Source organism: Nocardia implantans (assembly GCF_035544775.1).
Lineage (GTDB): Bacteria > Actinomycetota > Actinomycetes > Mycobacteriales > Mycobacteriaceae > Nocardia > Nocardia implantans.
This window is the reverse complement of record NZ_JAYKYQ010000006.1, coordinates 314,374-328,698: the sequence shown is the minus strand read 5'-3', so window position 1 is coordinate 328,698 and position 14,325 is coordinate 314,374. Positions and strand designations below refer to the sequence as shown.

At 72.7% G+C, this 14,325-nt stretch carries 1 protein-coding gene (only partly in view); it reads left to right on the top strand.

Annotation, left to right across the window (positions count from 1 at the left end):
- On the top strand, nucleotides 1–14,325 hold the 3' end of the coding sequence (locus tag U3653_RS16950) for a WXG100-like domain-containing protein (RefSeq protein ID WP_195080392.1). It extends 20,646 nt beyond the left edge of the window; only the last 14,325 of its 34,971 coding nucleotides appear in the window; its start codon lies off the left edge, out of view; its stop codon occupies nucleotides 14,323–14,325.

Below are 14,325 nucleotides of genomic sequence, written 5' to 3'. Positions count from 1 at the left end.
TCCGCCGACAGCATTGTGCTGCACCTGAATTCCTCGACGCTCGAGCTCGCCGAAGCGTGGGTGCACGCCGCCGCCATGGCGGAGCAGACGCGAACGGGCGGCGGGCCGCTGGAGCGGCTCACGCTGTCGCGCGACGAATACGTCGGCGTCATGCTCGACCGCCAGGCCGAAGCGCACGCGAGGGCTTTCGAATTCACCCGGGTGCGCGACGAACGCGCGAAGTACCAGAGCGAGCGGGATCGTCCCGCCGAGGAGCCGCGCGCCGTCGGGCACGACGACCGGCTGCGCGAGGTGTTCGACGCGGCCCGCGACAAGGCACGCAGGGTGGCCGCGCGGGCGTATCGCGGCAACTCCTCGGTGCGGCCGTCGATGCTCGACGCCGCGGCGTTCCGCGCGGCGGTGCGTGAGGTGCGCGCCGCGCTGGTCGAGCGCGGACCGCTGATCGACGGCGTCGACTACGCCACCCATTACGCCGCGGAATGGGACCGGGCCAACGGATTCACCGCAGCCGATCCGGACCACACTCCCGAACCGCACAGGGCGGACTCGCCCGAGTTGCGGCGGATGCGCACCGGTGACTTCGCCGTCGAGATCGAAACCCTCCGCGTGCTGCGGGAATCGGGTCGGTTCGTGCCCGTCGGCCCGGCCGAGACCGCCTACACCCAGGCCTACGACCGCGCCTATCGGAAGGCGTCGCACGCCGGCGACGGCGTGCCGCTCGAGCGCCGCGCGCTGGACGCCGGGCTGGCGGCGCTGCGCAAGTACGTCGACAAGGTGGGGTTGCCCGAGGCCGAGATCGTAATGGAAGTCGCCCGTTGCGCCGCGGACAACCACGGCCGCTATCAGCCGTGGCCGATGGCCGAGGTCCCGGCGCGCTCCGCGCGGGACGCCACCGCCGACTTCGACGACCTCGGCGCGGCGCGCCGCGCGATCGCCGCCCGGCTCGACCAGGAGCCCACCGGTGTCCGCCTGACCGAACGCATCGCGCTGGTCACCGACCAGTGGGGCAAGCCGAGGCTGGTCGTCGTGGCGAAACACGGCGGGCACGTCGACGCGCTGCGCGAGTTGGCCGTCCGGAACACCGCCTACGCCGACGTGCTGTGGAGCGGAACGCACAGCCTCGAATACCAGCTGGTGTCCCCGGGCGAGGAGGACGGGAGCACCCGCTGGCTGCCCGCGGGCATCGCCGAGGGGCCGTATCGGGCACCGGACCGTCACGAGACGATGGAACAGTTCCTGGCGCACTATCTGCGCTATCGCCAAGCCGGCCGGACCCGTCTCGGCTTCGAAGCGTGGCTGCGCCAGCTCGGCCCGGAGATGTTCCACACCAAGCAGGACCAGCGGTCGGCGGACGCGCACGAGGCTTACGAGGGCCGGGAGAACAAGGGCACGCTGCGGCACGACGCGCTGAAGCACTTCCGCGCCGAGCCGGAGGTCGGTGAACCCCATCCCGCGGTGGTCGCGCACCGGCTGGCCACCAGGAAGGTGCCGCTGCCCGAGCCGGGCAGCGGGCCCGAATTGTCTTGGCCGCGCACCACTTTGGAGGCGGTACGGATCGCGGACTACTCGTTCGGCGTCATCCTCGAGGCCGACGGTAACGGTGGGTGGCGCGTGCCCGCACCGACCGGCGACGGCGGCCTGCAAGACGCTCTGGCCATGCTGTTCCACGGCATGTCCGACAGCAGTGACAAGAAGCTGGCCAAGCGGATCGCCCGGCTGCTCGACGACGGCGGCTCCGATCTGATCCGGCGCGAACCCCGCGGCGTGCTGCGGCGCATGGCGGATCGGCTGTCGTTCGGGTCGCGCGACGGCCGTGACGATGCCGCGCCGGCGATCGATGCGCGCGAAACCGACCACAGTCCGCCGCAGTTCGACCCGCCGCGTCCGCCCGACCGCGATGCGGGCCGCCGCGCCGAGGCCGACCGGCGGCGGGCGGTGCTGGACCGGCTGGCCGCCGCGAACCACGAGGCGGTGCGCGAACGCGACGCCGCACGCGCTGCGGACGATCCGGAGCGGCTCGCCAGAGCCGAGGAGCGCGTCGATCGGCTGGACCGGGCCATGGCGACCGCCCTGGAACGCGACGCCCTGCTACGCGCCGACGCCAGGCCGATCACCGATCGCGTCGGCGTCCTCGTGGGCGAGCCGCCGATGGTGCTGGTGGTGAATCTCGGCGGGGCCGATCCCGTTCGCGAGCTGGCCGACGTCGCCGCACGGTATCCGGAGGTAGCGGACGCGCTCGCCCACGGCGCGCGGCCCCGCGAGCTGCGGGTGGACCCGGACGGGACCATCCGGGTCGTGCCGATCACTCCGCGCGCCGACGCGACTGCCGGAGAGTCGGGGCGGACCGCGACCGGGCGGCGACCCGGTGGACAGGGCGAGCCCGGCGAACCCGAAACCGCGCATCTCGGCTCCGGTGACGCCGAAACCGAGCCCGGTCCCGGCGACCGTGCTGCTGACGCCACGAAGCTCGGTCCGAGCGCCGCCGAGGGCGATACCGCCCAGCCCTCGTCGGGCGATGGCGGTGCCGAAAAGCCGCCGGCCGCAGGACCTTCCGCGGATGATCCCGGTGACGAGCCCGGCCCGCCATCGGACTGGTACTTCCGGATGCGGATCGAGCAGGCCGACTGGGAGGCGGACACGGCCGCCGATCACGCCGCATGGTTGCGCGAGCTGGCCGACGCCGACCCGGACGATCGGTGGGCGCGACTGCGCGCCGAACAGGCGGAATGGAACGCGCGCATGGCCGCCGACCGTGCGGCGTGGCTGCGTTTGGAGCAGGCGGAGAACCAGGCATGGTCCGCCACCCTCGAAGCGGACCGATCACGACGCGCGGCCGACGCCGATCCGGACGATTCATGGGCGGAGTTCCGCGCGCAGCAGGCGGAATGGAACGCCCGGATGGCCGAGGACCGGGCGCGGTGGTTGCGCAGGCTCTACGCGCCGATCGGAGCCGAGCCACACGCCGACGCGGCCACCCCGGACTCGGGGTCGTCGGCACGGCCCGACCCCGCGCCGCCGTCCGCTGCCACCTCGCAGGCGGGCACACCGCCGTTGAGTGCGGAGCCGCCGTCCGCCGCCACTCCGGAGGGGGGCACACCACGGTCAGTTGGGCAGCCGTCACCCGCTGCCACTCCGGGGGCGCGCCCACCACGGTTCGGCGCGGACGAATCGCCCGCCAACGGAGCCGACGCCGATCCACGCGCTCGGATGTCACCCGAGACCAGGGCGGAACACCACCGGCGCACAGAGGAACTCGAGCGGGCACGGACTCGCCGGGACGACCTGCGCGCGCGGCGCGACGAGCTGGCGGGGCGGCTGCCGATCGACGACGCCGACGACTGGGCGGCCCTGCGCCCCGGACCTGACGGCCTGGACCGCACGCTGGAGGACCTGCGCGGGCGGACCATGCCGGTCGACGAGATGCCCGAACGTCTCGCCCGGATCGATGAGCTGGAACAGATCGCACGTGATTTCGCCGACGCCGACGCGGAAACCACGCGTCTCGAAGCGGAACTCGCGGATCTCGATCTGTCCACCACCCCGGTGGGCGAATACGACCGGCTGGTCCAGCAGCGCCAGACACTGACCCGCGAACGCGAGTTCTGGCGGGCCAAACGTGATGGCCGGTCCGCGCGCTGCGAATCGTGGAACGACAGCGTCGTCCTTGACGAGTCGGCGTTGCGCGGGGATCAGCTGGAGACCACCGTCCTGCGGCTGTACGAGGCCGCGAACGTCCGGACGGTCGACGACATCGGCGGCCCCGACGAAGCGCCGCACACCGACCGGCTCACGCCGGAGCCGCTGGAACTCGACCATCGCAGGCGGACGATCGAGAAGCTCGCCGCGGCCGCCGAGCTGGTCAACCGGCTCGACGAGCGGATCCGGCAGGTGGATCAGCGGCTCGACCAATTGCGCGGGGCAGGGGTCGGTGCGCAACGGTCCCGGCCGCAGGATGTGATCGACGCGCTGGAAGGACTGGCCCAGCAGCGGGCCGACGCGCTGCACGCGGTGCGGCCGCTGCGGCACGAGCGCGACGACCTCGCCGCCCGCCTGGGCCTGCTGGACCAGGACGGACGAGTCGAGCAGGCGGCCTGTGAACCGCAGCGGCTGGACCGGACCGTGGCCGACCTGCGCGCGGGGGTGCCAGACGGGCTCGCCGACGGCACGCTCTCCGACGAGGATGCCACCGCTCGCCGCCGGGACATCGACGCGCTCGAGGCCGTGGCGCGCCAGGTGAACGACGCGCACAACGAGATCGGCCGCATCCAGGACGACATGGCCAGGGTGGCGGGCGCGTACCGCGACCTCGTCGAACGCATGGGCGGCCGGATGGTGACCGACCGGGTCGGGATCATCGAGGGCGAGCGACCGCGCGTCATCGTATTCGGTCCCCGGCCCGACCCGGCCGCGCCGCGCGCCGATCACGACGCCGCTCTGACCGACGCCCTGCGCCGCAGTTCCGAAGTGGCGCAGGCGATCGTGCGTCCGGAGACTACGGTCGACTACCGGCACGTGCTCGCCGACCGCGAGGACAACGTGCGGACCCAGGACATGGATCCGCCCGAGATCGAACGGTTGAGCACCGGGTGGATCGGCGGCCGTCGCCTGGACATCACGTCCTGGCGCGACGCCGACGGCGTCTGGCACCGCGTCGACCCGACCCGTCCGGACTGGGAATTCGGGCGCGACCGCGGCGAACTGCCGAAGAAGTACTCGCCGAAGGAACTGCCGGACGGCGTGAGCGGATGGGCGATGGAGGACGTCGTCAACGACATCACCCTCCCGACCGACGACGTCCCGCCGGGCATGATCCCGGAAAGCACCCTTCCGGTGCATATGCCGCAGGCCCCTTCTCGGTACGACACCTCGGGCGTCGACGAGAACGACGTGTTCACCCAGCATTGGGGCGGCGATTCGTACAACGTCGTGCGCCTGCTGCTGATGGCGGCGCAGGTGCCGAAGCATCCGGCGGTGAAGGCGTGGATCCAGCGTCATCCGGAGATCGGCGAATGGGTGCGGGCGCGGCCGTGGCTGCGGCATGTGCCGCCGTTCGGCACGGTGTTCCGCAACTACGAATGGTTCGCCCCGCCGCAACGCAACATCCAGCCGATGCACCGGCCCTGGGACACGGCCGATCATGTGCCGCCGGGTGACCGGGTCGACATCCCCGAGGGCTTGCAGCGCGAGTGGGACCGCGACGTCGCCGCATGGCAGCGGGTCCAGGACTGGGCCGACGCGGAATACGAGCGGTTCCTGGCCGACGACACCGATCTCGACCGCGTCGCCGACGGCATCGACCGGCACCGGCGCGCCGAGCGGGAAACCCGGGCGCGCGAGGTGGTGGACGCTGCCGCGCGGCTGGTCCGGCGGCAACCCGGCATCGATCCGCTCGGCGACGTCGACGCCCAGCTCGGGCGCATCCACGGCGACATCGACCGAATCGCAGGCGAACTCGCGGACCGGTTCGCCACCGACGACCCCGGCGCGATCCGCGACACGATGGAGGACATCCGCGAACTGCTCGCGACCGGCGGCGATCCCGACCAGATCGTGGCCGCCCTCGCCGAGCACATGCGCGACGACGTTCCCGCTTTCACACGCGCGGACCTGGCGCGCATCAAGAACCACCTGATGGTCGACGAGCACCGAGTACGCGACCACAGCGACCCGCACGGCCGGTACGTGCACACGCGGATGGATCGCCTCGCCGATGTCGCCGAAGCGTGGCATCGCCTGATGAACGGTGCTCCGCTCCCGCAGGACTTCGTGCTGCTGAACGACATGCTGGCCGAGGCTCGATTCCTGGACGACAATCCGGGCGCGAGCTGGCAGCAGGCCAACGCGCACGCCATCGCGCTGGGCTACCACTGGGATGCCGACCGCCCGCCGCTGACCGATTGGCGCGCGGACATCCCGTACGCTCCCGCTCCGCTTCCACCGAACCCGGGCTATTTGCCGCCCGCGCCGGGTGCGATGCCGTCGCGACCCCATGATCCCGCTGGAGGTCCCGGAGGCGGCGATCGGCCCACCGGCAACGAGCTGTCGCGTCCGCGAGAAGACTCACCGGCGCCGAAGACCGACGGCGGCGCGCAGAAGCCCCCGGAAGGCCCACCCACCCCCGCACGTCCGGCCGAGCCCGACGACTCGGGCGGCGGCGAACGGGAACAGTCCGCGGCGCGCTCTCGTCAGCAGGCCGACCAGGACCATTCCCCGTCCTCCGCCGCGCGGGACGACGCGCACCGAGCCCTCGCCGAACTCGATGAACTGCACCGCCGAATCGACCAGCAGCTCGACGACCTGTTGCGCCGCGCGGGTGCGGACCTCGACCGGATCGAGCAGCGCGCGCTCGACCGCCTGGCCGAAATCGAAGCCGGGCTCGCCGAACGGTTCGATCAGCCGGCCGCTCGGCCGGACGAGGGCGTTCCGCCCGCCCACGAGGTCACCCCGCCCACGGCTCGCCCCGGCGCGGATCACCCGGCGGATGCGGCACTGAGGCGCATCCGAGCGGAATTCGACGACGCGGCCCGCCGCACCGACGAACGATTCGACGAACTGCTTCGCGACACCTTCACCCAACTCGACGGCATCGCCGCCGACCTCGACCGGCGTTTCGACGCCGCCGTAGCCCGGCTCGACCGGCTCGCCGCCGGAGACGGCGACGCGGTACACCCGGCTCCGGAGTCCCAGGCGCTGGACGAACTGCACGGACGCCTGATGGCCGAGCTGGAGGAAATCCATCGCCGCGCCTTGGACCGACTCGCCGACCTCGAACGCGAGCTGGACGCAGTCGCCACCGGCCCCGTCCGGCCGGAAACACCGCCCCTGCCCAGGGCATCCACCTCGCCGGGCGCAGACCCGAATCCGCGTGATCACCAGACCGCACGAGCGACGCCCACACCGGGCGAGTCCACCACTCGGTCCGCCGAACATGCTGCGGCGAAACGGGAGCTGGCCGACGCGCAGGCCGATCTCGCGGCCGCTCGCCGCGGCCTGCCGGTGAACGACGAAGATCTGACGCGGGCCGGCTTGGACGAAGCGCTCGAGAATCTGCGCGGGCGCACGTCGCGGGTGGAAGAGCAGGGCCCGTGGCAGGACCGGGTCGCGGAGTTGGAGCGTGCCGCGCGGCGAGTGTTCGACGCCGAAGACGAACTGGCGTGGACCGAAGTCGCCCGTGCGCAGGCCCCTCGGGTCGCCGAAGGCGCTTCGACGCTGGAAACACCCGGCCGCCGGAACGCTTCGCGTGGAAACGAAGCCGACGAACCGGCGGGGGCCGAAGTCGCCCGTGCGCAGGCCCCCCGAGTTGCCGAGACCGGTTCGATGTCGGAAGATCCGGGCGCGCTTCGGGTTTCGACGGGAGCCGAGACAGACGAGCCGGTGCGTGCCGACGCCGACCTCGAACGCGCGGGCACGCAGCTACCGGACGGGGCCGATCGCGCAGGCGCGGGCGGCGAGCCGCCATCCGGGCCGCCGACCCCGCCCGCGAACGCCGAGCCACCCGCCGACGGCCCCTCGGACAGTGCTCGTCGCATGGGCAACCCGGTCCGCGACGTGCTCGAATTCCTTCGCGAACAGCGTGATTGGCCGAACCAGCGCGACGCCGAACCGCTCACCGAGGCCGAGACCGAGCACGTTCGCCTGCTCGCCGAGGCACTCGGTCTCGACGAGAGGTTCACCGCGCTTCGCGATCCGCTGGCCGCCTTGGCCGAGCTCGCCGAAATCGCCAGGGCACGCGGCTTCCTCGACGACGCCGACGCCCCGCGCATGCGTTACCCGGACGATTTCGGACCGCTGACCAGCGCGGAACGCTACGGTGACGAGCAGTTCTGGCTGGCCGAGGCACCCGAAGACGACCTGCGCGCGGTCCAGGACGATCTGCGCCGCGCGGGCCTGCCGATCGAGGAACCACGGCCACCGCAATTGCCCGCCGCTCCCACGAGCCCGGATGCACAGCCACCCGCCGACCCGGCCCGTCCGGCTGCGGCTGACCCGGCCCGCCTGTCCGCGCAGCGGGACACGGCGGCCCGTGCACTGTCCGACGCACACGCCGAACTCGCTGATGCGCGGCGTGGCCTGCCGGTGAACGACGAGGATGTGACGCGGACCGCGTTGGACGATGCGCTCGACGGCCTGCGTGACCGCACGTTGCGAGTGGACGAGCAGCAGCCGTGGCAGGACCGGATCACGCGTCTCGAGGATGCGGCGCGACGTGTGTTCGCCGCCGAGGACGAACTCGCGCGGGCCGAAGACGCGGTGCGCGAGGCTGATCATGCGGCCCGGCCTCGCCCAGAGGCCGCCGAGCGTCCGACCGCGCAGCGGGATGCGGCGGCACGGGAACTGGCGGCCGCCCGGGCCGATCTGGCGGTGGCCCGCCGCGGGTTGCCGGTCGACGACGCGGATCTGACGCCGGACGCGCTGGACGATGCGCTCGACGGTCTGCGCGGGCGCACGTTGCGGGTGGAAGAGCAGCGCCCATGGCAGGAGCGGGTCGCGGAGCTGGAGCGTGCCGCCCGCCGCGTGTTCGATGCGGAAGCGCGAGTCGCCCGGCTGGACGATGCCCTCGCGCGGCCCGCCGAGCCGCACCCGGATGCGAGTCCGGTGCGTGCCGGAGACGCGCACGCCCCCGAGTCGCCCTCCCGCGCCCCGCGCCCGGAACCGATCGATCGGACTCGTGACCGGCTCGCACGCCGATTCGGCCTCGACGAGGACGATCTGTCCCCGGAACACCTCGGCGCGACCATCGCCGACCTGCGCTACCGAAACCTGTTGCGCGCGGGCCTGGTCGAGGCGCTGGCGGCGGCCACCGAGCGGGCGCACGGCACGCACCATCCGGACCTGCGCGCGCAGGTGCGGGAGACCCGTGACGCTTGGGCACGGCGGCTCCGCATCGATCCCGCCGATCTGGATCGCGATCCGGCCGAGACAGTCGCGCAGGCCCGCGCCGCGGTGCGCCGCGACGCGCAAGCCATCGCCGACCTCGCCGACGCCGTCCGAGCCGCGCGCGGGCAGACCGGCGCCGAACCGCTCCAGCCGGGCGAGACCCGCCGGTACACCCTCGAGGTCGATGGCGAGCGGGTGCCCGCGCGGCTGGTGGCCGACGAGAACGGCGGTTGGCGGGTCGAGACGCCCGAACGTCTCGGCGCGCCCGAACCGGCGGACGCCAGTGTGCGGGCACCGCGGCAACCGGAGCGGCCGAAGTCGCGGCTGCGCCGCCTGTGGGAGGCGTTGACGGGGGGATACGTCGGCGAGAGCCCGAAATACCCCTCCGGCTCCGGCATCGACAGCGCGGGTCAGTCGTTGCTCGCCCACGAAGCGGGGCTGCCGCTCACCAAGCACTACGACCCGACTCCCGCGCCCGGCGACGAATACGAGGTGATGCAGACCAAGTTCAGTCCGGTCCGCATCCTCAAGGAAGCCGTCACCATGTGGCGGAAGCGGGAGCTCGTTCCGTTCCTGAAGCGCCTGACCTCCCGGGTGGCGAGCCCGGCCGCCGAGTACGGCATACCGGTCGCCCGCGACGGCGCGGAGTACCGATACTGGCTGGAGGAGGCCGATCCCGAGCTGGTGCGCCGGGAACTCGGGGTGGAACTCGAGGAGCTGAAGCGACAGGCCGAGCATGCCGCCCGAGTGATCCCCGCGCCGGAGCCGCCCGACGGCGAGAGGCCCGACGCCACGCCGCGCCCGTCCGAGCGCCCCGGCGAGGAACTGCAGGCGAGCACCGGTGAACTCGCGGACTGGCTGCACGAATTGTCCGAGGCGACGGTCCGGCGGTACGAATTGGCCGACGCCTTGACGGCCGCGGCCGACGCGCTCGGCGTCGACCTCGGTGAGCCGACCCCGGAGAACGTTCGCCGTGCCGTCGATCTGCTGCGGTATCAGCAGGTCCGCCGGATCGGCGCGCTCACCGGTCTCGCCGAGGCGTCCCGCCGGTACAACGCCGAGCACGAGCGGATCCCCTACAGCGACGAGGTCGGCTTCTTCGACGCCAACCCGATGAACCGCTTCCTCGGTGAGGTGGTGCGCGCCTTCGGCGGCAACCCCACCCTGCTGGACTGGCAGGGCGTGAACAACGGCGGCGAGCCGAGCCGGGAGTGGGGCGACCTCTACGACACCGATCAGCCGGGACAGGATCAGGGCCTGCGCGCGTTCTTCGAGAACGCGCTGCGCCGCGACCAGATCAAGGACGAACGCTCGGTCTGGGCGCAGCTGCTCGGCGCCGATCTGCACGCGCTGGACGCGAATCGGCTCGCGAACGCACTCGCCGAGGAGATGGACCGGATCCGCGAGCACGCCCGCGGCCTGACGGCCTTCCACGCCGACGCCGAGGAGTTCTTGCGGGCCGACGCCGCGGCCGACGAGCTCACCGGCCTGATCGGTGACATGGCCGGGCGGGACTGGGTGCTCGCGCGGGGCGGTGCGCTGCTGGAGGACGGCGCCGGGCTCGGCCTGGTCCCCGGCGAGCCCGGTGGGCCGATGCGGTTGGTGGTCGTGGACGGAAGGCTGGGCCACGATCGCGTCATCGCCGACGCGCTCGCGGAGTACCCGAGGCTCGCGCAGGCCGTCAACGAAGGCATCGTCGAGGTCCACTACCTGGTCACCGACGTGCACCCGGACCGGATCGCGCTCGTCGACGGCGGTGCAACGCGGGTTCGGCACTTCAGCGGCGAGGTCGAGGGACGCCGCCTCGACGTCACCGTTGTGAACGACGGCGACGGTTGGCGCGTCGTGCCGGACGCCCCCGCCGACGCGCTTCCCGCCGCGGAAGCGTCGGAGCCGTTGTCACGGCGCGAGATCGACGCCGCCATCGGCGAACTGGCCGAGCGCCTCGGCATCGCCGAAGCGGAGCTGGACTTCCCGGACCTGCTCGCCGAACGGCTCGCGGCGCTGCGCGACGAGAACGCCATTCGCGCCGGCCAGATCGAGGCGATCATCGACTACGCGCGCACCGCATGGGACATCGACACCTACCACGAGGTCGGCGACGCCCGGCATGTGCTGGCCCACCGGCTCGGCCTGGACGCGGCGGACATGACACCGCAGCGGCTCGCCGAGGCCATGGCCGACCCGGATATCCGCAATGCCCTGCGGCAGCAGCGGGCCGAGGCGCTAATCAAATACGCGAAGCTGTTGCGTGGCATCGACCAAGCCGCGATCGATGCGGCCAACGACCGCCTGGTCCGGCGTCTGGACGCCTTGCCGGGAACGGTGCGCATCACCGGCCTCGGGCAGCTGGGCGAAGTGATCGCCAACCTGTCGCATCGGCCGAACCTGCACCCCGACCTGGTCGGCGCGCTCACCGACTATGCCGACGCTCTCGCCGCGGTCGATGTGTTCGACCCGCGTGCCCACGGCGACCAAGCGCTCGATCCCCGCGTGTCGGATGTCGAGTTCCCCGTGCACGACAAGGCCGTTCGCCACCTGCTGGAAGTCATCGGCGATGTCGTCCACCTCACCGAGGCGCCTGGTCGGCTCGGCATGCTGGACGGCGCGACCAGCATTCCGCCCGGTCCCGACCGCGGGGCCAGCCGGGACTTCGCGCGTCTGGTCGGCGTCGACCTGACCGACGCAGGCCCGGAACGGTGGGCCGAGGTCTACGAGGTCTACCGCGACGGCAAACTCGACCAGCACGAGCGGCTGACCCCCGCCCAGCTCGCCCGGGTGCAGGCCGAGCTGCGCGCCGAGGTGGTCGGGCGCGCCGACGACATCGCTGCCCTGACCGACCTCATCCAGCGCGCCGCCCGCGCCGATGCGGAACGCCAGTCCGCACAGCGTACGGCGGCGGCTCGCGAACTGGCCGCCGCCCGAGCCGCCCTCGCTGACGCTCGCCGCGGTCTTCCGGTGAACGACGAGGACCTGACGCGGGATGCGTTGGATGATGCGCTCGATGGTCTGCGTGGGCGGACGATGCGGGTGGATGAGCAAGGGCCGTGGCAGGACCGTGTCGCGGAGTTGGAGCGCGCGGCACTGCGCGTGTTCGACGCCGATTCGGAACTGGCTCGCCTGGACGCCGCGCTCGATCAGGGCAACCGGGCTGCCGAGGCGCGCTCGAGCGATCCGGCGCCGCAGAGGGATGCACGAGACGAGCGGACGCGGCTTTCCGCACAGCGTGACGCGGCGGCACAGAGGTCGACGGAGGCCAGAGCCCAGCTCGCGCAGGCCCGCCGTGGACTGCCCGTGGACGACGCGGACCTGACGCCGGAGGCCATGGACGATGCGCTCGAGCGCCTGCGCTCGCGGACGATGCGAGTGGACGAGCAGCAGCAGTGGCAGCACCGGATCACCGACCTCGAGCAGGCCGCCCGCCGTGTATTCGACGCCGCCGCGGAAGTGGCCCGACTCGACGACGCCTTGGCGCGAACCATCCAGCCCGCCGAGCCGCGGACGAATTCGCCAGCAGAACCGCTTCCGGGTGCAGTCGAGAACTTTGTCCGTGCCGAGGCCGATGCGGAGCGGACCCGCTTGTCCGCGCGGCGTGATACGGCGGAGCGGGAGTTGGCGGACGCGCAGGCTGATCTCGCGGGTGCCCGCCGTGGATTGCCGGTGAATGACGAGGATCTGACGCGGGATGCGTTGGATGATGCGCTCGATGGTCTGCGTGGGCGCACGTTGCGGGTGGATGAGCAGGAGCCATGGCAGGACCGGGTTGCGGAGTTGGAGCGTGCGGCCCGGCGTGTGTTGGATGCCGAGGACGAGCTCGCGCGGGCGGAAGACGCTGTGCGCCAGTTCCGTTCGGAGCGATCCGCGCACCGTTCTCCCCAGGCGGGCGGGTCCGGTTCGCCGACGGTCCGCGGTGGGGGTGAGCCGTCGCGCCGGGAGCGTGACGGCGGCCAGGATTCGTCGAACGGCGGAACTCGCGTACCTCGCGACGGTGACGAGGAGCCGTCGGGCGATGCCCGGTCGAACCGCGACGGTGGTTCGGAGCCGCCCGAGGGCTCGTCGGGCTCGGCTCCGGCGCGTCCCCGTTGGTTGCCGCCGGACTGGGCGCTGCGCTCGCATATTCCGCATCCGCCGAAGGACTACGAGTCCGAGATGCCGGGTCCGTTCCTGAACGAAGTGGAGCCGTGGCCCGTCCCGATGCCGCAGCCGCAGCCGCCGACGCAGCCGCAGCCGCAGCCGCACCCGGTCAAGCCCACGCCACCGGTGTCGCCGACACCACCGGTGTCGCCGACACCACCGGTGTCCCCGGCCCCACCGTTCATGCCGATACTCCCGGTCCCGCCGACGTCCCCGGTGCCGCCGGTCTCGCCGACGTCCCCGGTGCCGCCGGTCTCGCCGACGCCCCCGGTGCCGCCGGTCCCGCCGACGCCCCCGGTCTCGCCGACGCCCCCGGTCTCGCCGACGCCCCCGGTGCCCCCGGTCCCGCCGACGTCCCCGGTGCCGCCGGTCTCGCCGACGTTCCCGGTCCCGCCGTTCCCGCCGACGCTGCCGGTCCCGCCGACGCCTACGGACCGGCCGACGCCTTCGGAGCCGCCGTCGCCTTCGGAACCGCCCACGCAGTCTCCGTACCCGCCCACGCCTTCGGAACCCCCTACACAATCTCCGTACCCGCCGTCGCCTTCGGAACCCCCTACACAATCTCCGTACCCGCCGTCGCCTCCTACCCGGCCCGGCCCGCCGACACCTGGCGAGCCGACGCCTCCGTACCCGCCGACCCCGCCCGGACCACTACCCCCATACCCGTCGGCCCCACCCTCGTACCCGTCGATGCCGACTCCGGGACCGTCGACACCCTCGTATCCGGGACCGTCCACACCGCCGTATCCGCCCACGTCACCGAGTTGGCCGGACAACACGACCGGGCCGGGCCACCCCGACGGCACTGTCCCCCCTGGCATGCCCATGCCTCCGATGCCGCCCGGCATGCCGATGGGACCAGCGACGAACGGCAGACGGACCGATGGCCGCGGACCGCGGGGCAACGGGCACCGCGCCCAGGACTCCGGACGCGGTATCTTCGTCCGCCCGTTCGCGGGCTTCGGTGTGCCCGCCGAGTTCGACCCGGGCACCGGCGCGCTGCGCGCCAACCCGTCCGAGGCGGCCACGCCCAGCGGCGTCTACGGTGAGCTCGGTGGAGTCTCGGTGGTGTTCTATCGGCACGACGGCAGGCTGGCCCTGCGTGTCGGTGATCGCACGGTCGAACTCGACGGGCCCGTCGGGGTCGAATGGGGCACGGTGGGGTGGCGCACCACCCGGTTCGCGGTGTCCGTCGGCGGTGCCGTCTTCTGCGAGCTGACCTATCGCTCGCTGCCGGAGGAAATGGACATCGGTGCGCTGATCCGAGCCGTGGTCGACGACCCCGCGCGCCGCGCCGCGATCTTCGCCGGATGA